Raw genomic sequence first — 23,146 nt, forward strand, 5'->3', positions numbered from 1 at the left:
TGATAAAGCTCTGAGAGCCGTGTTGGTGCAGGGAGCCCATGCAGTGGCCAGGTTGAAATGCCGGACAGACTGGGTGAAAAACATTTTGGCAAAGAAACCCAAGAAGGTGGCAATGGTTGCCATCGCCAACCGCATGGCACGCCAGTGCTGGGCGGTGGCAAGCAAGAGACAGGATTGGAGAAGGATGCCCGTGACGGCAGCATAGGAGAAAGACGAAATGCTCGCCGTGATTGATCCAAGCTCAATGATGTAAAAACTGGTTACGCCGGCCTCTGCTAAACCTGTGGGAGATTTGACGTATTTTTGCGTCGCGAGCAAACAAAGGAGCAGAGGTCCGGATCCCCATCATGGCCACGTCAGAAGTGCCGCATTCGCTGATGCGGTCATGACGATAAAAAGGTCGAATAAGAACGTTCAACACTTTCTTCAGTTGATCACGTAACGAACTTTGAGACGGTTGACGACGTCGGGCACCACGAACAGACAGTAAGTTCAGCTCGGTTAGTAAAAGTTTTTGCCAATGCACCCACGCACTGGCAAGGGCTTTTGCGCCCCGACAAAAGAAGTCAGGCAGGTTTCGGCAACTTGATAGCAAACCAAACCGAGAGATGAGGCAACACGCCGCTGCACCTTATTCCACGGGCGTTTCCACGCACGATGAATCGCCATTGGGCGGCCTTAATCGCACTATCGTTGGATGCTTTGTCGTCGGATAAGAAAATGGAGTTTGATTTAAGTCAAGGAGGTGCGTTTCCTGCTATTGACTCCTGAGGACATAAGGAAAGGCCGCTTGTGTTCAGCGGCCTTTCGGGGAACATTTACACAAAAGCTGGGAAAAATCAACTTTCGAGTGCGGGATCCAGAGCTTCATCGCACTTCATGCGAAGCGCGGCAACACGCGAAACGGTTGCTTCATCGACGGGGACCTGACCGAGACGACCGGTAATGGAGTCAAAAGCGATCTGCAACGACGCCATCACGGCAACGCGTTCAGGGGTTAGCGAACGATTGGCCGAGCGTACTTGAGATGCACGCGTATTGAGGATTTCGGCGGCGCTACGTAGATTCTCAACGTCCTCCTCAGAAACCTCGAAAGGATACTCGCGATCCAAGATGGTGAGTTTGATGCGTGGCATGCTTTATGACTCCGATTTTCTACCCGACAATGTTCCGATTAAGCAGAGGGCTGTTCCGTCTGCTGGTCGGCCGTCAGAGAGACGATCAGCGAATCGATACGGCTGCGTACGGCGGCAGCTTCTTCCTCGAGCAGTTCGACGGCGGCGGTCTTGTCTGCAAGCTGAGCCTTGAGGGCTACGTTTTCAGCCTTCATTTCATTGTAGGCCTGCACAAGGCGGGCGACGGAAGATTCAAGTTTGTCAAGCTGGTCGTTCATTTGTTACCTCGTTAGAGCACGCGCAGTGTTTATTGCGCACCTAGGAAAAGTTTGCCTGCGAATTTTGCCACTCAACGCGTTTGTCTGCGCGGCTTTTTACGCGGAAAAACAAATTCAGTTGAATCCGAGTACGTCGGACATAGAAAAAAGTCCGTTGGGTTTGTCTTTCAGGAAGCGCGCAGCTGTTACGGCACCTTGTGCGTAGCCTGCACGCGAACCCGATTTATGGCTGATCTCAATGAGTTCACCGGGGCCGGCAAAAATCACGGTATGGTCACCGACAACGTCCCCGCCGCGCAGGGCAGCAAAGCCGATGGCTCCATCGGGACGTTCACCGGTATGTCCTTCTCGACTGAGAACTGCAACCGAATCGAAATCAACGCCGCGTCCCTGTGCCACACGTCGCCCCATTTCAAGAGCCGTGCCGGAAGGCGCATCCACCTTGTGTTTGTGGTGCATTTCAACGATTTCACAGTCGTATTGCGAGAGCAAGGCGCCCGCAATTTCCAAAAGCTTCAAAACGGAATTGACACCGACGCTCATGTTGGGCGCGAATACGACGGGAACAGACTTGGCTGCTTCAGCAATTCTCTCTTTGCCTTGCGTGTCAAAGCCGGTCGTGCCGATCACGACGCCGATATTGTGAGTAATGCAGAATGGCAGATAGGCAAGCGTAGCCTGGGGACGCGTAAAGTCGATCAAAACATCGGCTTTGGCAAGGTCCTGAACGTTGTCCGAAATCAAAATCCCGGTCGTTTTGCCGATTGCCGCACCGGCATCCGTGCCGATTTTGGGAACTCCGGGAGCTGTGACGGCAGCTGCGAGTTCAAGGTCATCGCTATAGAGAACGGCCTCAATGATGAGCTTGCCCATGCGACCGGTTGCGCCGGAAACAGCGATTTTCACGGTTTGACTCCTTACTGATCTTCAGGACGCACGAGAGGCGTCGGAGCGAAGTCCGTTTCGCGGCCGAGAATCATTTCGTCAGCCTGCTTTTCGGTTGGAACGGGACCCGCTTCAATCTTGGTGAGGATGTCTTGTTCATCAAAGTAGAGCGTGACGCGGCGCATCTGAATGTCGCCGTAACGCGGGTTCAGATAGTAGGTGTAGTCCCAGCGATTACGGTGGAACTGACTTTCGATGAGCGGTTCCCCCATCAGAAAGAGAACTTGCTGACGAGCCATGCCGACCTGAAGCTGGTCAATCATTTCCTTGGTGACCAAATTGCCTTGGTGGACATCGGTACGGTAGACGTAACTGTTGAAATTGCAGCCGGACAGCGCGATCAAACCGACGGCAAGAGGAGCGGTGATAAGAAGTGTGCGCAAGGACATGAGAAAAACAGTCGAGAAAACGCCTCGAAATTCGTAAATTGAAAACTTCCCGTTATGATAGCGAGTATCGGATTGAAATGAGCCTCTTGAGGATAGCCAATGAGCGTAAATAATGAACATGAGATGCTTGAGCCCGAACAGGAACTCAAAAATGTGGGGCTTAAAGCAACCGCGCCGCGCATGCGCATTCTGGAGCTTTTCCAAAAAGCTCAGGAAGCTGGAGCTGTGCGACACTTGACTGCAGAAGACATCTACAAGCAGCTAGTTGCAGAGAACATCGAGGTGGGTTTGGCTACCGTTTATCGCGTTCTAACCCAGTTCGAAGCGGCAGGTCTCATCGTTCGCCACTATTTCGGCAATGACCGCGCTAGCTATGAGATGGATGACGGGGCGCATCACGATCACATTGTTTGCACCCGTTGCGGCCGCGTCGAAGAGTTTGTTGACAAAGAAATCGAAAAGCGCCAGAAACAGATTGCCGTACGTCTTGGATTTGAACTTGAAGGGCACTCTCTTTCACTCTACGGCATTTGCGAAGATTGCCGCAAGAAAGAAAAAGTGCGTCGTAAGTAGCCGCTTGTTTCTCAAGCCAAAGAAACAGCCGAGCTGGAGTGACCATTGCTCAAGCTCGGTTTTCTCTTTCAGGGACTATCAACTATTGCAAGTACCACTGAACAGTCTGACGGATTCCTTGTTCAAAAGTGGTTTGCGAGGTCCAACCCAGTTCTTTCGAGATCTTGGAGGGATCAATCGCGTATCGGAAATCATGACCGGGACGATCATTCACGAAGCTGAGTAGTTCGTTATAGTCATGTCCGCTCCAGGGACGCAGTTCGTTGAGAACGTTGCAGACCGTGTCGACAATTTGCAGGTTGGTTCTCTCGTTGTGTCCTCCAACGTTATAGCTTTCACCGACTTTGCCTTTGTGAAAGATCAGGTCAATAGCTTGGCAGTGATCCCCTACCCACAGCCAGTCGCGAATGTTGAGTCCCTTACCGTAGACGGGAATGGGCTCATGAGCTAAACATTTGCGGATGATGGTAGGAATGAATTTTTCGCTGTGTTGCCAGGGGCCGTAATTGTTGGAACAGTTGGAAATCGTTGTGTTTAACCCATATGTGTGGGTGTAGGCACGAACCAACAAGTCAGAAGAGGCTTTACTGGCGGAATAAGGGCTGTTAGGCGCGTAAGGGGTTTCTTCCGTGAAGAAGCCTTCGGCACCAAGACTGCCGTATACCTCATCGGTTGAAATGTGGTGGAAACGAGCAGACTCCATGCAGTTGATTTCCTGCCAGTAGTTGAGGCACTCATTCAGAAGGTTAGCTGTCCCGTTGACATTTGTTTCCACGAAAATCAACGGATTTGCGATTGAGTTGTCAACATGACTTTCAGCGGCAAAGTGGATGACACCGGTAATGGCGTACTGACGTAACAGCTGTCGGATCAGCGCCGCATCGCAAATATTGCCCCGGACGGGAACGACATTGTCCATTTGAGCTTGCAACTCGAAAACAGCAGAGTGGGCTGCATAGGTGAGAGCGTCCAGATCAATGATTCGGTAGTGGGGATAGGATTTGGCAAAATGGCTGACAAAATTGGCGCCGATAAAGCCCGCACCACCGGTTACAAGGATAGATTTTTCAAACATCAATTTGTTACTCATCGCTAAGAGCATCAAGCCAGAAACGAGGCTTGACTCCGTAGGGTTCAAGAGACTTCAGGGAAAGTACGCTGTAAGCAGGACGTACGGCTTTTGCCGGATAGTCTGCAGTGGTGATGGGAATAACAGAGCAGGAACTGCCTGTTGTTTTCACAATTTCGCAAGCGAAGTCATACCAAGAGCATTGTCCAGCATTGGTAAAGTGGACAATATGCATCGGTTGTTTGTGCGAGCCTTGCTTGTAGAGAGAGAGCAAGGCCAGAGCAAGATCTTCGACCCTTGTTGGAGCACCGGTTTGATCGCTGACCACTCGTAAGGAATCGCGCTCCGAAGCAAGTTTCGAAATCGTATTAAAGAAGTTGCGTGACTCAGCGGCTTTGGAGTAGACCCAAGCGGTGCGAATAATGGCCCCGTTGAATTGCCCTTCCAAAAGAGAGACTTCCCCGGCGCGTTTACTCAAGCCATAGACGGATAACGGTCGTGTGAGGTCATTCGTTTCGTAAGGGGAAACCGCTGTACCGTCAAACACGTAATCCGTAGAAACATGAATAATCGGCACTCCGGTGGAGGCTAACACCCATGGACCGAATGCATTGACGGTGTAGGCATTGGCAACGTCAGTTTCTGCTGCATCAACGGCCGTATAAGCCGCGCAGTTAATGATGCAGTTGAACTTTTGTTCGGAAACAAGTCTGTTTACGCTTGACGCACAAGTGATATCAAGTTCGGATTTGGTGACAGGATAAAACGGAATGCCTTGACGCAGGCACTGTTCAACAACTGCTTTTCCTAATTGTCCGTTTGCTCCAGTGATGAGCAGCATGATCGGCTACTCCTCAAATCGGAACATGGGGGAACTGCAGTACGTTTCCCAAGATGCGGCAGAAAGGTCTTTATCGGAGAATCGGCAAACCTCTCGAGGAAGCTGCCAATCAATGCCAAGAGACTCGTCAAGAGCGAAGATAGAGCCTTCACTTTGCGGAGCGTAGAAGTTGTCGCACTTGTACGCAAAGTGTGCGGTGTCTGACAGAACAGCGAAACCGTGTGCAAACCCACGGGGGACAAACAGCTGGCGCTTGTTTTCAGCAGAAAGCTCAACAGCCACGTGTTTGCCAAATGTTGGGGAACCTGCGCGGATGTCAACAGCTACATCCAACACTCGACCAGCTAAAACACGAACAAGCTTTGCTTGAGCAAATTCGCCTTTTTGGAAGTGAAGCCCCCTGAGTACGCCATAGCAAGAAAAAGATTCGTTGTCTTGGACAAAATTCGCACAAATGCCAAGTCCCGAAAACACTTTGGCATTGTATGACTCATAGAACCAACCGCGGGAATCTCCAAACACACGGGGCGCCAGCACGAACACGCCGGGGATTGCTGTTTCTTTTTTTTCCATGAAAGAACTCCGTTAGGCATCTCGGCCAAAGGCTAACTGACGCAGTTTTTCTCGATAGGGAGTACCAGGCTTCAGTGAAGTGACAAGAGCCTCAAAGCTTGTCTCGCTAATCAACCCGCGTCGTAATGCCAACACTTCAAGATAGCCGACAGGATTGCCGTGCTCACGGATTTCATGTTCAACTTCTACCGAGGCTTGAAGGAGAGAATCTGGGGTTCCCGCATCCAACCACAGGGACGACTCGGTCATGCGAAGCGCGTTGAGACGATTTTCCTGAAGGTAGATGTTATTGAGGTCGGTGATTTCCAACTCGCCTCGTGCAGAGGGTTTTAACTGGCGAGCTTTGTCCAGAACGTCCGCGGGATAAAAGTACAGACCCACAGAAGCCAGATTTGAGGTTGGAGTACAGGGTTTCTCTTCAAGCTTTACTACTCGCCCCTTCTCATCGCAATTCGCAACGCCGAATCGCTCGGGATCTTGCACCTGACAGAGCAAAATTGCGGCAGTATCGAGAGGTTCCTGAACAAACCGGCGCAATTGCAATAGCTCTTCACGAAGAATGAAGATGTTGTCGCCGAGAATCAAGCAAACAGGCTCATCAATGAAATCATCAGCGATTAGGAAACACTCCGCAATTCCATTCGGAGCAGACTGAATCCGGTAAGTGATGGTAAGACCGAATTGATTACCATCTCCGAACAAAGCTTCAATATTGGGAAGGTCTCGAGGCGTTGAAATGATAAGAACTTCCTTAATCCCGAGATCCATCAGTGTCGCCAATGGGTAGTACACCATGGGCTTGTCATATACTGGGAGGAGCTGCTTGGAGGTTGTATTCGTGAGTGGGGCGAGACGACTGCCGCTGCCACCGGCTAAAACGATACCTTTCATTTCGACGCTCGTTTAAAAGCTTATTGAGGAAGTTTGCACACAAGTATATGAATGCGCACAAAAAAGAGATAGAAAAAAGGTGTTGCATGAAGATGCTCACACAACACCCTGATCCTGTTTCAAATTCTAGAGGGATTCTTATTCTTCCACCAGTACAGGGCTCACGCCGACGCTGTGGAAGCCTGCATCGACATAGGCCACATTGCCCGTAATGCCGCTTGCCAGATCCGAGAGAAGGAAGGCGGCAGTATTGCCGACTTCATCAATCGTGACCGTACGGCGCAACGGAGCGGAGTGTTCCATGTAGGTCAGGATTTTCGAGAAGTTCTGAATGCCGGAGGCGGCCAGCGTTTTGATCGGACCGGAGCTAATGGCATTGGCACGAATACCCTTGGGGCCGAGGCTTCCTGCCAGATATCGGGTGGAGGCTTCCAGAGCAGCCTTGCAAACGCCCATCGTGTTGTAGTTGGGAACGGTGCGTTCACTGCCGATGTAGGTGAGAGCCAGGATCGAAGCGGCACGACCTTCCATCAGGGGCAATGCTGCCTTGGCCAACACCGGGTAAGACAGCGCGGAGATTTCCATGGCTGTGCGGAAGGATTCGCGGCCGACGCCATCAAGGTAGTCGCCTGCAATGCATTCACGCGGAGCAAACCCGATGGAATGCACAAAGCCGTCCAGACCGCCCCAACGTTCCTTCAGTTCACCCATCACATTGGCGATCTGATCATCTTTGGTGACATCCATTTCAAGGCAGATGTCGCTGCCGAATTCTTTGGCAAATTCAACGATACGGTCGTGGAAGCGTTCGCCAACGTAGGTAAAGGCGAGCTCGGCTCCTTCGCGGTGGCAGGCTCGGGCAATGCCGTAAGCGATCGAACGGTTCGACAACACGCCCGTGATCAAAAGTTTCTTGCCTTGCAGAAATCCCATGATTTATTCCTCGGTAAGGATTTTTGTTTTTAGCGAATCTTCAACCGTTGTCCGATTGAGATTCGAGTTGTTCTCAAATTGTTGATGATACGGATTTTAGAGACACTGGTACTGTACTTTTTTGCAATTGAAAAAAGTGTCTCTCCGCGTCTGACAACGTGTACGTTCTTCCCTGGTGGCGGCTGCGTATTTGCACGCGGCGGAATTACGAGCACGAGGCGCTGCCCGATGCGCAGTCGGGAGCTGCGCAAATTGTTCGTGCGACGAATCGAGCGCTGTGTGATGCCGTATTTCTTGGCGATGGTGTAGATGGAGTCGCCCCGGCGCACGCGGTAGACCACGCGGCGCACTTCCGGAGCCGAAAGTTTGAGTCCGGCGTTGAGTTCTTCCTGCGCGATTGCCGGCGCAAGTTGTCCGTTGGCGTCAACAAGCAAAGCAGAACCAGCGAGCACTTTGCGGCCTTTCGGGATGCGGTTGACGCGCCGAAGCTCTTCTTCGGTCATACCAGATTTCAACGCAACGTCTGCAAGTGTTTCGCCTTCTTTAAGGTGATAGAGCACCCAGCTTGACAGTGGCTTTCCTGTGTTGACCCAACTCGCGAGGTTGTCCATGAAGACTTCCAGATTTTCCATCGGAAGCAACATGACTGAGTTGTGGCTTGCAACGATCACGGGCAGATTGAAACCGGGATTGAGCATCCGAAATTCGTTGGGATCCATTTCGGCAAGCTCTGCGGCCGTCTTCATGTCAATGTCGCGACTCTTTGTGACACGAACAAAATAAGGTGCGTTTTCAATTTCAGGCAGATTGATGCCGTACTTTTCAGGATCAGCAACGATTTGACGGATTGCTTCCAGTCTTGGTACGTAGTAGGCCGTTTCACGGGGCATCCGCAGGTGCGCGTAGTCCGCTTTGCGTCCACGAGCTTTTGCTCTGCGAATGGCACGCGAAACACTGCCTTCGCCCCAGTTGTAGGCGGCAAGCGCCAGGTGCCAGTCTCCAAACTGTTGATAAAGCTTTTCGAGGTAGTCCAAAGCTGCACGCGTACTCTGCAGTACGTCTCTGCGCTCGTCCTTCCAGAAATTCTGTTGAAGCGAATAGATGTTGCCGGTCTGAGGCATGAACTGCCAGAGGCCGGAAGCTTTGGCGTGAGAGAGAGCTTCGGGTTGGAAAGCACTTTCTACGAATGGCAAGAGCGCAAGCTCGGTGGGTAATCCTCTTTGCTCAATCTCGTCGACGATGTGATAGAGATATTTGCCGGCACGCTCAAAAACACGCTCGATGTGACGCGGATTACGACTGTAGCTTCTTAACGATGTTTTTACGCGGCTGTTCTTAAGTTCCGGCATAGCGTATCCGCGGCGGATACGATCCCAGATGTCAACGGGAGGAGATACTTCAGCTTCCGTAGCGGGTAAATCATCGGCTTGCCGCGCTTCCGTAGCCGCAGGTGTTTCTGCGCACGCCACGGAGCCGGCAAAGCAAATGCCGGTTACGAAGCAAATCAAAAAATTGCGCAAAGACACCATGAATGCGAGAGAAAAAAGAAAGGTGAGACGGGAAGCGACTCGAAAAGGCAAAATTGTAGCTTGAAAAGCGTACATTTCTGTTTGTGTGCTATGCATGGCACGGGCATAATTCTACGTTCTATTTTCCATTTTCAATCAAAGATCAGGACAAATGGCTCAATATGTCATGACCATGAATCGCGTGGCCAAGGTGGTTCCCCCCAAGCGATTCATCCTCAAAGATATTTCTTTGTCGTTTTTCCCAGGGGCCAAGATCGGCGTTCTGGGGCTCAATGGTGCCGGTAAATCGACGCTGTTGAAGATTATGGCCGGTGTCGATAAAGACATCGATGGCGAAATTACGTGGCAGAACGATCTCAAGATTGGTTATTTGCCGCAGGAACCGCAGCTTGATCCTGAAGCAACGGTTCGTCAGGCTGTGGAAGAAGGCATGGGCGAAGTGATGCAGGCTCAGGCCAAGCTTGATGCTGTGTACGCGGCTTATGCCGAACCGGATGCAGACTTTGATGCACTGGCAGCCGAGCAGGCTCGTCTGGAAGCCATCATTGCCGCCGCCGGTACGGATGCTTCGACGCAGATGGAAATTGCAGCAGATGCTCTGCGCTTGCCGCCGTGGGAAGCCAAGATAGGACATTTGTCCGGCGGTGAAAAACGCCGTGTGGCTCTGTGCCGTCTGTTGTTATCTCGTCCGGATATGCTGTTGTTGGATGAACCGACCAACCATCTGGACGCTGAAAGCGTTGAATGGTTGGAGCAGTTCCTGCATCGTTTTCCGGGAACGGTTGTTGCCGTTACCCACGATCGTTACTTCTTGGATAACGCAGCCGAATGGATCCTTGAACTTGACCGCGGTGAAGGCATTCCCTGGAAGGGTAACTATTCTTCTTGGCTTGACCAGAAGGAAAAACGTCTGGAACAGGAAAAGCGTCAGCAGGAATCTCGCGCCAAGGCCATCAAACATGAATTGGAATGGGTGCGCCAGAATCCCAAGGGACGTCAGGCAAAGGCTAAAGCTCGCTTGAATCGTTTCGAAGAGCTTTCGAGCTTTGAGTATCAGAGTCGTAACGAAACCAATGAAATCTTTATCCCGGTGGCCGATCGTCTCGGTAATAAGGTCATTGAGTTTCACAATGTCAGCAAGGGCTTTGGCGACCGTCTGTTGATTGACGACTTGTCGTTCACGATTCCGCCCGGAGCTATCGTGGGCGTTATCGGTCCCAACGGTGCCGGTAAGTCAACGCTCTTTAAGATGATTACGGGGAAGGAACAGCCGGATTCAGGTTCGATTGTTCTGGGTGACACGGTCAAGATCGCTGCCGTGGATCAGACTCGTGAGGGATTACCCAACGATAAGACTGTGTTTGGGGCGATTTCGGGCGGTCTCGACATTTTGCAGGTCGGCAAGTTTGAGATGAGCTCGCGTGCCTATCTCGGTCGCTTTAATTTCAAGGGCGGCGATCAGCAGAAGACTGTGGGCGTTCTTTCGGGCGGTGAGCGCGGTCGCTTGCACCTGGCAGCAACTCTGCTCAAGGGCGGCAACGTTCTGTTGCTTGACGAACCCTCGAACGACTTGGACGTTGAGACCCTGCGAGCTTTGGAAGAAGCGTTGTTGGAATTTGCTGGTTGCGCGTTGGTGACCTCGCACGACCGTTGGTTCCTTGACAGAATTGCCACGCATATCCTGGCGTTTGAAGGCGACAGTAAGGTTGTGTTCTTTGACGGCAACTACAACGAATACGAAGCCGACAAGAGAAAGCGCTTAGGTGAAGAAGCAGCGCGTCCTCACCGTATTCGCTTCAAGCCTCTCAAGCACTAAGTCATGTTCTGTCCTCCGGCGCATTTCCATACGGGAATGCGCCGGCTTGTCCTCATGCATAAGCTATGTCCGCCAACTTCGTTCATCTGCGTTTTCACTCCGAATATTCCATCCAAGACGGTATCGTGCGTCTCGACCCCATCCTTGAAAAAGTGATGCAGCAGGGAGGCGTTGCTTTAGGTATTACCGACTCGATGAACTTGTTCGGAGCCCTGCGTTTCTATTCGCATGCAATAGCTGACGGCATTAAACCGATCGTCGGGTGTGATCTGTGGATCTCGAATGCGGTGCACGGCAAACGGGACAATCCGTATCGCCTGACAGTCTATTGCCAAAATCACGAAGGTTATTTGTCGCTCTGTGAGCTTCTTTCCCGAGGCTGGATGGAAAACCAGTACTTGGGACGCGGGGAAGTCAGACTGGAGTGGTTGACTCCTGAAAATTGCAAGGGACTCATCTGTCTTTCCGGAGGTCCTCAAGGGGTGATTGAGCAGCATTTGCTCGAGGATAATAAGGTTGAAGCTAAAGCGGCTCTTGAACAGCTGCACGCAGCTTTCCCGGGGCGGTTCTATTTAGAAGTGCAACGAGCAGGCCGAAAAAACGATGAAGCGGTAGTGGCGCATATTGCCGAGTTGGCTGTCGAGACGGGATTGCCTGTCGTGGCAACACACCCGGTGCAGTTCCTGCATCGAGAAGATTTCAATGCTCATGAAGTGCGCTGTTGCATTGCCGGTGGATACGTGTTGGCGGATCCCCATCGTCCGAAGCTTTATACGGAAGAGCAGTATCTGAAGACCGAAGAGGAGATGAGGGCGCTCTTTGCCGATATTCCTCAGGCAATCGACAACACGGTGGTGATTGCCCAACGCTGCAACTTGGACGGGGTTTTGCAAAAACCCCAGCTACCGCTATTCCCGACCCCGGAAGGCGTGTCGCTCGACGAATATATGGTGCAGCTCTCGCATGAGGGCTTGGAGCGCCGTCTTGAGTTTTTATATCCGGACAAGGCGGAGCGAGATGCTCGCCGCCCGGAATACATCGAACGCTTGGACTACGAGCTCAAGACAATCTCGTCCATGAAGTTTCCCGGCTACTTCCTCATCGTGCAGGACTTTATCAATTGGTCCAAACGAAACGGTGTAGCAGTGGGGCCAGGCCGCGGGTCCGGTGCAGGTTCTCTTGTGGCCTATGCGTTGGGCATTACGGATTTGGATCCGTTGCACTATGGATTGCTGTTCGAACGCTTCCTGAATCCAGAACGCGTTTCGATGCCTGACTTTGACGTTGACTTCTGTCAGCACAACCGTGATCGCACCATTGAGTACGTGAAGCGTACCTATGGTGTGGATGCAGTGAGCCAGATCGTCACATTCGGTGCCATGGGCGCAAAGGCCGTGGTTCGAGACGTTGGCCGTGTGCTCAATATGAACTACAAAAAGGTTGACGAACTGGCCAAATTGATCCCTCAAAAGCCGGGGCTTGATGTGACGCTCGCAAAAGCAGCCGAGATGGAACCTGTGTTTAAGGAAATGGCCGAGAGGGAGGATTATGTCGAGTTGATGAGCTACGCTCAAAAACTCGAGGGCTTGACTCGCAACCTGGGTATGCACGCGGGCGGCGTTCTGATTGCGCCGAGCAAGCTGACGGATTTCTGCCCGCTCTATAACGCAGACGGCAAGCCCGAAAATACGGTCAGTCAGTTCGATAAAAAAGACATTGAAAACGTAGGCCTTGTGAAGTTCGACTTCCTGGGGCTGACCACACTCACAATTCTGACGAAGGCCGCGGAGTACATTGATCGACTAAATCCCGGCACCAAGTTTGATCTGTCGCGTATTCCGACAGACGACAAGAAAACGCTGGAACTGTTTCAACAGGGGAATACTGGAGCAGTGTTCCAGTTTGAATCGGACGGTATGCGCGAACAGTTGCGGCAAGCAAAGCCTGACTGTTTGGAAGATCTTGTCGCCCTGAATGCACTTTATCGTCCCGGTCCGATGGATCAGATTCCTCACTTTATTGACCGTAAGTTCGGGCGAGAAAAGGTGGAGTATCTCGATCCCCGTATGGAGCCGATTCTTCGTGAAACCTACGGCATCATGGTTTATCAGGAACAGGTGATGCTGGTCGCACGAGCCATCGGGGGCTATTCGCTGGGCGGCGCTGACCTTTTGCGTCGTGCAATGGGTAAGAAGAATGTCGAAGAAATGAAGCGGCAGCGTGCCGTCTTCATTCAAGGTGCGGCCGAACGAGGCGTCACTGCAGAAACGGCAACCGAAATTTTCGACTTGATGGAGAAATTTGCGGGTTACGGCTTCAACAAGTCGCATGCGGCTGCATACTCATACGTCGCTTGGCAGACGGCTTACCTAAAGGTACATCACACTGCCTGCTTTATTGCAGGCAACATGTGTCTGGTGATGAACCAAGGGGAAAAGATGCGAGAACTGGTGGAAGACGCTCGCGAAATGGGTGTGACGGTTTTGCAACCAGACATCAACATCAGCGAGTGGTTTTTTACCGTACCTGACGAAAAGACGGTTCGTTTTGGTCTTGGTGCCATTAAGGGGGTCGGACAGAATATTGTCGAAGATTTGCTTCACGAGCGACTGTTGAACGGTCCGTTCTTGGATATTTTCGACGTTGCTGCTCGTGTGCATTCCATGAACCGAAAGGTCCTGGAACAACTCATCAAGGCGGGAGCTTTCGACTCGTTGGATAAGGATCGAGGGAAGCTCTTCGGTAATGTCGAGAACGCCATTCAGGCTGGGCAGGCTGTGGCAGCATCAATTGGACAGGCGAGTCTCTTTGCTGATGAAAACGGTGAAGACGAACGTATCGTCAATTGGAAAAAGGCTGAGCGCTGGGATGACCGGACGCTCTATACGCTTGAGCGAGATGCCTTCGGCTTCTGCCTCACGGGCGATATGTTTGATTCCTACCGTGTTGAAGCCCGCAACTTTGCCATTCCGTTTAAGGATGTCAGAGATAGCCGCGAACAACAGACTATTGCCGGCATTGTGCAGAGTGTGCGCACCATTGCAGGTAAGCGAGGCACCTTTGCCGTTGTGGCGCTAAGCGATGGGCAAACCACAATGGATGTCCTCGTATTCGCAAAAGCATACGAAAATTACAAGAACATGCTCAAACCGGATGAGATGCTCATTTTCACCGGCAAGGGGCGCAAGGATGAGCGTAGCGGAGGCATGTCTTTCGTTTGTGACAAAGTAATCACAATTGAAGAGATGCGAGTGCAAAAGGGTGCTACGCTCATGATTGAGATTGCTGAGGGGAAAAGCTTGAATGCTATTCGAGACCTACTTTATTCTGGACAGAACGGTGATAAAAGTGGTGTCCCCTGCGAAGTATCAATCAGTAGAAACGGCTTAAGAGCAGAAGTGTTCCTCAAGGACAACTATACTCCCACTGATCAGTTGCTGAATCAACTGAGAAATTCAGACAGTGTGGTCTCAGCAAGATATATGTATTAACAAGTTCAGATCTTATCGTGAACTATTAGGCAGATGATCCGTTCGATAACAAAGACAATAGCATCTCGACTTGCTTTTGTATGGAAAAATCATAGGCGAGATCATCTTTGCTGGTTCGTCGGGAAGGTTTTAGTTCTAACAAAATAGATCGTAATTGCTGGGGGTTATCGAGGTCAAAAGTTTGACAAGCCTCACTTGAAATAACTTCTGTACAGCCAATGTTTTGAGCTAGGATAACGGGAGTACCGCAGAGGACACTTTCTACCCCGACAAGACCAAACGGCTCATAACACGAAGCCAGAATGGTGTAATCGGCAGCGTTATATGCCTTAGCCATATCTGTTTGATACCCAATGGCAATAGCTGATGAATTGAGAGAGCGTGGAGGTTTACCAGCGATGGCTAGCTCAATGTTTTCCATCCCCTCTATACATTTGAGGATAAGTGAAAGGCCCTTTCGTTCATGACCAGAGGCAGAAGGAAAGAGCAGGACGGTCTTGTCAAGACTGAGACCGAGATCGGCTCGAGCCTCAAGTCGCTGTTGATTGGGAAAGCACGTAAACTTATCCTCAGAGACAGGTGGATAGGCGGTGACTATCTTTTTCCGATTGATACCGTATAGGGATTGAAGCTCCTGTCCAATGAAGTTTGATGCCGGCAAAATGAACTTAGCATGTTGGAAGGCTGCATCTTCAAAACTGCTGGTGATTGCATCATAAACAAGATGATGTTTACGATGTGATGCAAAACCACGGTGTGTACCACCACAAAATAAGATATCGCTTTCAGTATTACGGCAAAAGCCAATACAGGATTGGATACCACGATTCTTCAACTTGTTTTTTAACCAATGTGAAAAATACAAGTCCTCTAGTGCTCTAGGAATCATTTTTGTGGAACAGGAAATGATTTCGTAGTTTTGAACAGAGGCTATGGGTTTGTGATTTTTGGTAAAAATTACAGGTGTATAACCTAGATTCGCCAGTGTGGTGACGATGCTGATTGCATGAGACTCCATGCCACCACCGCACGCAAGACGGTTGCAGACTATGCCGATTTCATTTTGAATCATGACTAAATTCGCCTAGGGTGGATTGCTTCAAACAATGGATTAAAGCTTCTCATCCAGGTTGGATGTTGCCAATTGCCAGTTATGATTGGCATGATCACGAGAAGCCTCTTTATGCCATAGGTGCAGAACTGATGTGGCGAAACTTCCAGATTTAAACTTCACGCCTGCATTCATAAGACGAATGGCAAGGTCGGCATCTTCATGCCCCCATCCGATAATTTGTTCGTTAAATCCATCGACTAACTCCAGGTCTTTTCGCCAGATTCCCCAATTGCATCCTCGTATCATTTGCCACCTTTTAGGAGATAGTTTTCTCCAAAAAGAGAAACTGTCTATAGCCAAATTTAAAACGGGTTGCCAACGATTGATTTTTCCTGCACGAGATAGTCTTTTGAAATGCGAAGCACTCCAGTCAAGTTTCTTTGCAAAGTCTGCTGATTCTAGAATTTCAGTACAGAAGTCCTGCGATGTCAAAATCCGCTGTCCGGAAACAGTCCAACCATCTTCGGCTAGCTTTCTATGATTTGTTATCCAGTATGGAGAGGGAATGCAATCTCCATCTAGCAGGAGAATGTACTCTCCTTGGGCATATTTCAAGGCTAAATTACGGATTGCTGCCAACCTGAAACCCAAATCTTCATGCCAAACATGATGTATGCGAATAGGTGCTCGGGTGCGATATAAGTCGACAATCTGACGCGTCTCTTGAGTGGAACCGTCATCGGCGATAATTATTTCAAACTTGGTGTCAGCTTGCCGTAATAAGCCCAACAATGAGGCGGCAAGGGCATCTGGGCGGTTATATGTGGAACAGATGACAGAGATTAATGAGCCGGTAGCCATAACTTCATTTATGGAAGATGAGAAATAACTTCGTCAACAGTGGGCCATCGCCCGTTTACTCCAAGTACGATGGCGTCGGGATTCCACGGCCCGGTGCGTTTGGAATCTGTGACTCCGACCAGGGTAATCTGTTTCGCTCCGACAGCTGCAGCAATGTGGCTGACCCCAGAATCATTTGCAATCACGATTTCCGCTCGCTTCGCGATTGCTGCGAAGTTTCCCAGCGTTGTGGGCGGTAAGATGGTTGCGTCAGGACATGCTGCTTTGGCCAATGCTTCCTCTCGAAGGGAAGGAAAGACGATCGGTTCAATGCCTTTATACCGCAAAGGCTTGACAATGTCATTGAAATGCTCCCAGTGTTTCACTTTGCCTTGATGCTTTCCGCGAGCAATGGGAGCTAGAAGAGCAAATCTTGCCGGAATCTTGTACTGCTCAATGAGATTTTTAGCCGCAGCCTCATGTCTCTTCATCAAGACAAGACTGAGACGTTCTGGAACTTTGTCAAAGGCTGGTGTAGCTCCCCAAGATTTAATGGCTTCGTGGGCAACATAAAAAAAGCGTTCAACTTCATGCATGGCTCCAGGCTCAGGAATGCCATTGTCCAGAATAAAGGAACGCATATCTGTCTTCAGCCCTGTAGTTTTGAGCCGCCCCAATTTGAAGAGTAGGGCTGATCCGAAAGAGTTTGGAAACAACAATCCCTCAGAAGCATTTGCATTCTGTGCAAGGTATCTGATGCGAGATAGATCTTCTGTGACCTTCCCTTCAATAGGATCAAACCGCCACCCCATGCCAGCCATTAAATCTTCTGCCCAGCGCTTTCCAACCAGGGCGGGAGTGAATCCACTGGCAGCCAGAAGACGTAAGGCAGGTAAGCACATGCAACAATCGCCAACATGATTGGGGAGGCGGCAAAGAATGGTAGGCATAAAGAGGACCTAGAAAATGAAAAGTGGACACGATGGTAAGAGGGTGTGTCTATTTCAACTGTCAACCCTCTGTTTCAACCTAGCAAGGGCACATTGTAAAATCACACGGTTGAAATCTGAATAGTTCGAAGGATTCCTTTTGATGAGTCAAAGCACGGAGAACAACACTCAAGACTTTATGGCAGGTAAACAGCAGGATGCTGTCCGTCGCCTTTTTTCTCACGTTCTTAGGTATAAAAAATGGCTCGCAATAGCAATGTGTGCCATGGTTGTGACAGCTGGGTCTTCTTCGCTGATAGCTTTACTTGTTGGACAACTTACGGACAAAGGTTTTTATGAAAAAGACCCGACAGCGATCTGGTGGGCACCTGGATCATTACTGGTTATTTCGTTGGCATACGGGGTGTCTTCATTTACCAGTTCCCTTTTTTTGCAGAAAATTTCTCAGGACATTCTTTACCAGTTTAGAACGCAACTCTTTTCCCGAGTGCTGAAATGGCCGGCTGCTACCTACCAGAAAAGGAACTCTGGGACGGTGGTCTCTGTATTCATCAATCAAGCGGGAACAGCCTTGGGGGCTGCTGCTGAGTTGATCGCGACTATTTTCAGAGACTCGTTACAGATCGCAGCTTTGTTGTGTGTCCTTTTCTACCACAACTGGCAACTCTCGTTGGTATCTTTTGTTGTAGCTCCGTTTCTGGCACTGATTATTCGGTGGGTGGGAAGGAAAAACCGCAGCTATGGGAGCGGTTTTCAGAAGTCGCTAGCTGAGCTCACAAGCGTTGTTCAAGAGGGATACTTAGGCCAGAGAATGGTCAAAATTTATGACGCATACGAGTATGAGCAAAAACGGTTTATGACCGCCAATGGTCTCATGCGGAAACTTTCGCTTCGAATGCAGAGAGTGTCTGGAGCGGGTACCCCGATGACTCACTTTGTCAGCATGTGTGCTGTCAGTATCGTAGTGGTCGTTGCGTTGTTGCAATCTCAATACGGAATGCTCACGTTGGGAGAGTTCATTACATTCCTTTCTGCTTTGCTACTGTTGCTGACTCCTATTCGTCATCTTTCGTCTCTGAACGGAGCCACAGCTCGCGTCCGTGTTGCTGCTGAGAGCATTTTTGAAATGCTTGATGAACTAGAAGAGAAGGATCCGGGAGAAGATGAACTCAAGAGAGTTCGTGGTGACGTTCGGTTTGAATGTGTCACACACCAATACGCCGGTGCGGAAAAGCCCTCAGTGAAGGATTTTTCTCTTGATGTGAAGGCTGGTGAGACCGTTGCTCTTGTGGGAGCCTCGGGAGCAGGAAAAACAACCTTGATCAATCTGATACCTCGGTTCTGGACTCCTACAGCAGGTGAAATCTACTTCGATGGCGTGGCGCAGAGTTCTGTGACTCTAAAGAGTTTGAGAGACCAGATTTCTTTAGTGAGTCAGGATGTTATTTTGTTCGATGACACGATCGCGGCGAATATCGCCTACGGCAATGAGAGTGCGACGCGAGAGCAGATTGAGGAAGCCGCTCGAGCAGCCTACCTGATGCCATTTATTGAAACCCTGCCAAGGGGATTGGATACCTCGGTTGGGGAAGCTGGCAGTAGATTGTCTGGTGGTCAAAAACAGCGTATCTCAATTGCGAGAGCACTGTTGAAAAATGCACCGATTTTGCTTCTGGATGAAGCTACAAGCGCTCTGGATACGGAAAGCGAAAAATACATTCAAAAGTCGCTTGATGAACTTATGCAAGGGCGTACAACTTTTGTTGTTGCGCATCGCCTTTCCACAATTATTGGTGCTGACAAAATTGTTGTCATGAAGGATGGCCAAATTTGTGAAATTGGCAAGCATGAGGAGTTGTTGCAAAGAAAGGGCTATTACGAGCACTTGTACAACATTCAGTTTGCTTCTGATAAGGAAGCCATGTCAGTAGCCATCTAAATGAGCTATAGGTCTAACTGCTGAAGAGCAAATTTTTTGCTTACGGTTGTTTTTTAGAAGACAGAGTTTGTTGTGAAGAAAAAAATTCTTGCATTGGCGCTGGTTATTTCAGGAACGTTAGCTCTGACCTCTTGTTCTGACAATGAGGTTGCTGATGTGTCGTTGGGCATTTTTACGCTCAAGGACATAAAACTGAATAGTTTTGTTGATCCGCTTGTGCCTGGAGTGACCTGTCACGTTGCGAGCATTGAGGCAAATCTATCTTTGTCAGATCCTTCCGATAGCGCGGTAAGTTGTCGTCAGACCGGAGAAATTACGCCGGAAATGATTGCTCGGATTAAAAAGGGCAAGACGGGAGAAGTGGTTTTTGAGAAATCTAAGAGTGTGTTTCTGAAGACATTAAAGATTCGTCGTATTTTTGATGAGGAGAGCCAGACTCTTATGTATCTCTCCTACTCGACACGCGAAACCTCAGGCAGCTTCAAACACAGTCTCTCCACGGTTCCTCTCTGGGGTACGGCGGCGTACGTTACGCCGCGTCCTAAAACGGGAACCGTGCAACGGAGTGATTCAGCGAAAACGCAATCCTTTTGAGCCAGCAGCAAACCATGAACAATAAGTGGGCTTTGCGTACACAACTAAATGAAATTGGCTGGTTAGCCGTTTTATTTGCAGTTGTCGGGTCTACCGTGGCCCTGCGTTACATGACCGGTTTGCCAGGAACCCAATGGTGGCAGTATCTATATGTTTTCGGGGCTGCCGCAGGAGTGTTTTTCATTGGGCATTTTCTGTTGCAACTTTTGTTGGTATTGCCACTGTCACGCTTGAGTTCTTGTGGTGGACGGGGGATGGCCTTTGGACTCACCTTCATCCTTTTGGTGTCGCTTGTCACGGACACATTTGTCTACCAACAGTATCGCTTCCACATCAACTGGGCGATGGTTGATCTCGCCCTTGTCGGTGGGCGAGAGGTTTTTTCCTTCTCCACCGGCATGATGATAAAAATTGCATTTTTGGTTGTTTGCCTAGCCTTTGTGTCTATGCTATTGGTCTGGGCGAGCACGAAGGTGACTACCAAAGCTGTATTGCCCTGCGTGGGTATCCTGGTGGGGTATCTAGTTGTAAATGCCGTAAGTGCCTACAGCGTTTCCCAAAATGTCAAATCGGTGACAGTTTTGGCCGAGCGAATTCCCCTCTACTACCCTATCCGGGCAAATACATTCTTGTCTAAATTTGGACTTGTGGCAGCCGGAGAAGAGAAATTAAGTCTTTCTCAGAAAGTTGGCAGCTTTCACTATCCGCTCAATGAGCTTTCCCTTGGAAAGGGAACGGATCTCAATGTGTTGATTTTGGCAATCGACTCTTTGCGTGCTGATGTTGTAGATGCAAAGACGATGCCTAATCTAACAAAACTCCAAAATCAGGCATTAGTTTTTCAGGAGCATTATTCTGCAGGTAATGCAACTCGAGCCGGCGTTTTCGGTTTGTTCTACGGACTTCCACCGTTTTATTGGCAAAGCGCTCTGTCTACGAATGTGTCATCTTCAATGGTGACAGGCTTTCAGAAAGCCGGGTACGAAATTACTGCATTCGCGACAGCAACGTTGCTTCGTCCAGAGTTCTACGCAACGGTTTTTTCCAGTGTAAGACCTTTGCGCATGGGCTCCGACTCCGGTGAGACAGTTGCAGAACGGGATCTCGATAGTGTGGATGATTTCGAAAAATGGCTGGAGCAACGCGATACAAATAAAAAATTCATGAGTTTCATGTTTTTAGATAGCGTGCATTCTCTGGATTTTCCTGAAGACCTGGACGTTCCCTACGACGATTATTGGCTAGAGGTCGATCGATTAAAACTCTCTCCAGACTTTGATCCGAGAGAGTATTTCAATCGGTATAAAAATGCTGCCTATTGGCAGGATGTGCTGATTGGTCGAGTGCTAAAGATTCTCGAGAAGAACGACCGCCTGAAGGACACAATAGTGATTGTGACTTCCGATCACGGGGAAGAGTTCAATGACTCCAAGCTGAACTACTGGGGGTACAATGGAAACTTTTCCGATGCTCAGATCAAAATTCCGCTGGTGATTTCCTGGCCTGGAATGCCTGCACAACAAATTAACCACCGCACAACGGCATACGATGTAGGAGCCACTCTGTTGAAAAGAGTAGTGGCAGTCCAAAATCCTCTTGAAGACTTTAGTGTAGGTAAGGATCTTTTTGATCCCAAAGGAAGAGAAGTCTTTTTTGTCGGTAGTTACAACGAGGACGCTATCGTGGCGGGTGACGATGTGTTACTTATCAAAATGAGCGGTGCCCTGGAAGGGCACAGCCTTAAAGATTGGAAAGAGATTGACGCGGCTCCACTTAAAAAGTGGGTGCCGGCTTATCTACAGATGCGCGGTAAATATCGGCAATAGAGCGGGGTTGGTTGGACAAATGACAACTGAAATATTGATGGAAGATGAAGACGGTGAAGAAGTCAAGCTTCCCGGACTCCCAGCGAACACAAAAAACTACATGACACCAACTTGCTACCGACGTCTGCTGGATGAGCGCGAACATCTAGTTAACGTTGAGCGACCGAACATTGTAAATGTGGTCAGTTGGGCGGCAAGCAATGGAGATCGTTCTGAAAACGGAGACTATCAGTACGGCAAAAGACGTTTACGAGAAACTGACCGTCGCATACGTTTTCTGAATAAACGAATTGAAAGTGCGGAGGTAGTCGATCCTGCGAAACGTCCGCCTACGGATCAGGTGTTTTTCGGAGCGACGGTTACCTATGAGAATTTGACAACAGGGACTGAGCACACGATTCGTATCGTTGGCATTGACGAGGCGGATCCGGAAAATGGTGACGTGAGTTGGGTGAGCCCGATTGCTCGTGTGTTCCTGAAACAAAGAGAAGGCGATAGCGTCAAATTGCCGACGCCAGCAACGATTGATCACCCAGCACGTGTAGAGATTTTGGAGATTATTTCCGTTGAGTACGAGTGATGAGTATTGTCGGTTTTTCTTGTGACTCTTCTTCTCTTTGTACGAGCGTTAGATGACTGAAAAAAAGTTGCCAATAAGTGTTGTTTTGCTCACTCGAAACGAGGAAGCAAACATAACAGCTTGCCTTGAGAGCTGTGAGTTTGCGCAAGAAATTGTTGTGATTGACGATGGTAGCGTTGATCAGACAGTCAGAATTGCAGAAGAAATGGGAGCGAAGGTTTTTCTGCGATCAATGAATGGGGATTGGGGAGCGCAACAGACGTATGGAATATCACAGACCACTAATCCTTGGATTTTTCTACTCGATGCTGATGAGCGTGTAACGCCTCATTTGCAACGAACTATTCGTGATGTCGTTGAGAGTGGGAAAATTGATGCCTCTTATGAAGTTCAACGAGAGAATCATTTTGTCTCAGGGCAGGCGTCTCATGGTGTTGTCAGGCCAGACTGGGTTTTACGGTTGATGCCTAGAGATGGCGCTTCTGTGGTTGGGAAGGTTCATCCTGCTATCGTCACACCATATGAGTCGAAACGACTAAAAGGACGCCTCATTCATTTTCCATACAGCTCTTGGGATTCCTATTTCCGTAAATTTGATAAATATACGAAGCTAGCAGCGGAAAAATATTTGGCTGAAGGAAAAAGTTGCAGTTTTGTTAAGGATATATTGCTGCGTCCCTTGTGGGCTTTTTTCAAGGTCTACATTTTCAATCGGGGCTTTTTGGATGGAAAGTTGGGATTCATTTTTTCTGTGAACCACTACTTCTACACAATGGCCAAGTACGTACGGTACTACTACCTGAAAAATCACGGTGGCAAAATTTAATTGATAAAGCAAAGGGGGCTCCGAAAGGAGCCCCCACTACCTCCCGAACTCCCGGTTAACTGATCCACATAACGTTTGAACTGGATCAATAAAC

At 49.5% G+C, this 23,146-nt stretch carries 21 protein-coding genes and 1 pseudogene; 9 read left to right on the forward strand and 13 right to left on the reverse strand.

The features are described 5' to 3' along the window. Positions 1-205 (forward strand): annotated as a pseudogene (locus DW133_RS10215) (IS110 family transposase); the annotation flags it as partial. A 634-nt stretch (positions 206-839) separates the two neighbouring features. On the opposite strand, the gene DW133_RS07995 reads toward DW133_RS10215, so the two are convergent. The 4 genes from DW133_RS07995 to DW133_RS08010 form a co-directional block, all read right to left on the reverse strand. Beyond that, positions 840-1,136 (reverse strand): cell division protein ZapA, encoded by a 297-nt coding sequence (locus tag DW133_RS07995; RefSeq protein WP_118276128.1) that lies wholly within the window; start codon positions 1,134-1,136, stop codon positions 840-842. 38 nt (positions 1,137-1,174) lie between these two features. After that, positions 1,175-1,393 carry a cell division protein ZapB gene (gene zapB, locus DW133_RS08000; RefSeq protein ID WP_118276129.1) on the reverse strand — a complete coding sequence of 73 codons (219 nt, stop codon included), beginning with the start codon at positions 1,391-1,393 and terminating at the stop codon, positions 1,175-1,177. Between the two features lie 114 nt (positions 1,394-1,507). After that, the gene (dapB, locus tag DW133_RS08005) at positions 1,508-2,299 is read right to left on the reverse strand and encodes a 4-hydroxy-tetrahydrodipicolinate reductase (RefSeq protein WP_118276130.1); all 792 of its coding nucleotides are present in this window, start codon (positions 2,297-2,299) and stop codon (positions 1,508-1,510) included. 11 nt (positions 2,300-2,310) lie between these two features. Then, entirely contained in the window at positions 2,311-2,727 is a 417-nt protein-coding gene (locus DW133_RS08010) for an outer membrane protein assembly factor BamE (RefSeq protein WP_158571162.1), read from the reverse strand. Between the two features lie 99 nt (positions 2,728-2,826). Here DW133_RS08010 and fur point away from each other — a divergent pair, with 99 nt between their 5' ends. Continuing rightward, positions 2,827-3,300: a ferric iron uptake transcriptional regulator gene (gene fur / locus DW133_RS08015; protein ID WP_233542152.1), complete on the forward strand. Its 474-nt coding sequence runs from the start codon at positions 2,827-2,829 to the stop codon at positions 3,298-3,300. 82 nt (positions 3,301-3,382) lie between these two features. On the opposite strand, the gene rfbB is transcribed toward fur, so the two are convergent. The 6 genes from rfbB to DW133_RS08045 form a co-directional block, all read right to left on the reverse strand. Then, on the reverse strand, positions 3,383-4,375 hold the full coding sequence (gene rfbB, locus DW133_RS08020; protein WP_118276152.1) for a dTDP-glucose 4,6-dehydratase: 993 nt from the start codon (positions 4,373-4,375) through the stop codon (positions 3,383-3,385). A gap of 7 nt (positions 4,376-4,382) precedes the next feature. Beyond that, positions 4,383-5,210, reverse strand: coding sequence for a dTDP-4-dehydrorhamnose reductase (rfbD, locus tag DW133_RS08025; protein ID WP_118276133.1), 828 nt, complete (start codon positions 5,208-5,210; stop codon positions 4,383-4,385). Between the two features lie 6 nt (positions 5,211-5,216). Beyond that, on the reverse strand, positions 5,217-5,783 hold the full coding sequence (rfbC, locus tag DW133_RS08030; protein WP_118276134.1) for a dTDP-4-dehydrorhamnose 3,5-epimerase: 567 nt from the start codon (positions 5,781-5,783) through the stop codon (positions 5,217-5,219). A 12-nt stretch (positions 5,784-5,795) separates the two neighbouring features. Next, a complete protein-coding gene (locus DW133_RS08035; protein ID WP_118276135.1) occupies positions 5,796-6,674 on the reverse strand; it encodes a sugar nucleotidyltransferase in 879 nt (292 codons plus the stop codon). Positions 6,675-6,812: 138 nt separating this feature from the next. Then, positions 6,813-7,607, reverse strand: a complete 795-nt coding sequence (gene fabI / locus DW133_RS08040) for an enoyl-ACP reductase FabI (protein WP_118276136.1) — start codon at positions 7,605-7,607, stop codon at positions 6,813-6,815. Between the two features lie 29 nt (positions 7,608-7,636). Beyond that, entirely contained in the window at positions 7,637-9,115 is a 1,479-nt protein-coding gene (locus DW133_RS08045) for a LysM peptidoglycan-binding domain-containing protein (protein ID WP_233542153.1), read from the reverse strand. Positions 9,116-9,287: 172 nt separating this feature from the next. Between DW133_RS08045 and ettA the strand changes: the two genes are divergently transcribed. Both ettA and dnaE read left to right on the forward strand, forming a co-directional pair. After that, positions 9,288-10,952: an energy-dependent translational throttle protein EttA gene (gene ettA, locus DW133_RS08050; protein ID WP_118276137.1), complete on the forward strand. Its 1,665-nt coding sequence runs from the start codon at positions 9,288-9,290 to the stop codon at positions 10,950-10,952. A 65-nt stretch (positions 10,953-11,017) separates the two neighbouring features. Continuing rightward, a complete protein-coding gene (gene dnaE / locus DW133_RS08055) occupies positions 11,018-14,443 on the forward strand; it encodes a DNA polymerase III subunit alpha (RefSeq protein ID WP_118276138.1) in 3,426 nt (1,141 codons plus the stop codon). A 25-nt stretch (positions 14,444-14,468) separates the two neighbouring features. Here dnaE and DW133_RS08060 read toward each other — a convergent pair whose 3' ends face one another. Genes DW133_RS08060 through DW133_RS08070 form a run of 3 tightly spaced genes read right to left on the reverse strand, consistent with a single transcriptional unit; the run spans position 14,469 to position 17,287 of the window. Beyond that, a complete protein-coding gene (locus tag DW133_RS08060; RefSeq protein WP_118276139.1) occupies positions 14,469-15,515 on the reverse strand; it encodes a glycosyltransferase in 1,047 nt (348 codons plus the stop codon). Between the two features lie 39 nt (positions 15,516-15,554). Continuing rightward, positions 15,555-16,358 (reverse strand): glycosyltransferase family 2 protein, encoded by an 804-nt coding sequence (locus tag DW133_RS08065; RefSeq protein WP_118276140.1) that lies wholly within the window; start codon positions 16,356-16,358, stop codon positions 15,555-15,557. A gap of 8 nt (positions 16,359-16,366) precedes the next feature. Continuing rightward, positions 16,367-17,287 (reverse strand): glycosyltransferase family 9 protein, encoded by a 921-nt coding sequence (locus tag DW133_RS08070; RefSeq protein ID WP_118276141.1) that lies wholly within the window; start codon positions 17,285-17,287, stop codon positions 16,367-16,369. A 142-nt stretch (positions 17,288-17,429) separates the two neighbouring features. On the opposite strand from DW133_RS08070, the gene msbA reads away from it, so the two are divergent. The 5 genes from msbA to DW133_RS08095 all read left to right on the forward strand — a co-directional run bounded on the left by msbA (position 17,430) and on the right by DW133_RS08095 (position 23,052). After that, positions 17,430-19,226, forward strand: coding sequence for a lipid A export permease/ATP-binding protein MsbA (msbA, locus tag DW133_RS08075; RefSeq protein ID WP_233542154.1), 1,797 nt, complete (start codon positions 17,430-17,432; stop codon positions 19,224-19,226). 72 nt (positions 19,227-19,298) lie between these two features. Continuing rightward, a complete protein-coding gene (locus tag DW133_RS08080; RefSeq protein WP_118276142.1) occupies positions 19,299-19,820 on the forward strand; it encodes a CreA family protein in 522 nt (173 codons plus the stop codon). 14 nt (positions 19,821-19,834) lie between these two features. Further along, a complete protein-coding gene (locus DW133_RS08085) occupies positions 19,835-21,646 on the forward strand; it encodes a sulfatase-like hydrolase/transferase (RefSeq protein ID WP_118276143.1) in 1,812 nt (603 codons plus the stop codon). A gap of 19 nt (positions 21,647-21,665) precedes the next feature. Further along, positions 21,666-22,226 carry a transcription elongation factor GreB gene (gene greB / locus DW133_RS08090; protein WP_118276144.1) on the forward strand — a complete coding sequence of 187 codons (561 nt, stop codon included), beginning with the start codon at positions 21,666-21,668 and terminating at the stop codon, positions 22,224-22,226. A 52-nt stretch (positions 22,227-22,278) separates the two neighbouring features. Next, positions 22,279-23,052: a glycosyltransferase family 2 protein gene (locus DW133_RS08095; RefSeq protein WP_118276145.1), complete on the forward strand. Its 774-nt coding sequence runs from the start codon at positions 22,279-22,281 to the stop codon at positions 23,050-23,052. Positions 23,053-23,146 lie beyond the last annotated feature (94 nt).

It is taken from the genome of Sutterella sp. AM11-39, assembly GCF_003472385.1.
GTDB classification, from domain to species: domain Bacteria; phylum Pseudomonadota; class Gammaproteobacteria; order Burkholderiales; family Burkholderiaceae_F; genus Duodenibacillus; species Duodenibacillus intestinigallinarum.

Bases quoted from the DNA above. Each gene is read 5' to 3' on its own strand.
- DW133_RS07995 (WP_118276128.1), bottom strand. From the start codon at position 1,136: ATGCCACGCATCAAACTCACCATCTTGGATCGCGAGTATCCTTTCGAG.
- zapB (WP_118276129.1), bottom strand. From the start codon at position 1,393: ATGAACGACCAGCTTGACAAACTTGAATCTTCCGTCGCCCGCCTTGTG.
- DW133_RS08010 (WP_158571162.1), bottom strand. From the start codon at position 2,727: ATGTCCTTGCGCACACTTCTTATCACCGCTCCTCTTGCCGTCGGTTTG.
- fur (WP_233542152.1), top strand. From the start codon at position 2,827: ATGAGCGTAAATAATGAACATGAGATGCTTGAGCCCGAACAGGAACTC.
- rfbB (WP_118276152.1), bottom strand. From the start codon at position 4,375: ATGTTTGAAAAATCTATCCTTGTAACCGGTGGTGCGGGCTTTATCGGC.
- rfbD (WP_118276133.1), bottom strand. From the start codon at position 5,210: ATGCTGCTCATCACTGGAGCAAACGGACAATTAGGAAAAGCAGTTGTT.
- rfbC (WP_118276134.1), bottom strand. From the start codon at position 5,783: ATGGAAAAAAAAGAAACAGCAATCCCCGGCGTGTTCGTGCTGGCGCCC.
- DW133_RS08035 (WP_118276135.1), bottom strand. From the start codon at position 6,674: ATGAAAGGTATCGTTTTAGCCGGTGGCAGCGGCAGTCGTCTCGCCCCA.
- fabI (WP_118276136.1), bottom strand. From the start codon at position 7,607: ATGGGATTTCTGCAAGGCAAGAAACTTTTGATCACGGGCGTGTTGTCG.
- ettA (WP_118276137.1), top strand. From the start codon at position 9,288: ATGGCTCAATATGTCATGACCATGAATCGCGTGGCCAAGGTGGTTCCC.
- dnaE (WP_118276138.1), top strand. From the start codon at position 11,018: ATGTCCGCCAACTTCGTTCATCTGCGTTTTCACTCCGAATATTCCATC.
- DW133_RS08060 (WP_118276139.1), bottom strand. From the start codon at position 15,515: ATGATTCAAAATGAAATCGGCATAGTCTGCAACCGTCTTGCGTGCGGT.
- DW133_RS08065 (WP_118276140.1), bottom strand. From the start codon at position 16,358: ATGGCTACCGGCTCATTAATCTCTGTCATCTGTTCCACATATAACCGC.
- DW133_RS08070 (WP_118276141.1), bottom strand. From the start codon at position 17,287: ATGCCTACCATTCTTTGCCGCCTCCCCAATCATGTTGGCGATTGTTGC.
- msbA (WP_233542154.1), top strand. From the start codon at position 17,430: ATGAGTCAAAGCACGGAGAACAACACTCAAGACTTTATGGCAGGTAAA.
- DW133_RS08085 (WP_118276143.1), top strand. From the start codon at position 19,835: ATGAACAATAAGTGGGCTTTGCGTACACAACTAAATGAAATTGGCTGG.
- greB (WP_118276144.1), top strand. From the start codon at position 21,666: ATGACAACTGAAATATTGATGGAAGATGAAGACGGTGAAGAAGTCAAG.
- DW133_RS08095 (WP_118276145.1), top strand. From the start codon at position 22,279: ATGACTGAAAAAAAGTTGCCAATAAGTGTTGTTTTGCTCACTCGAAAC.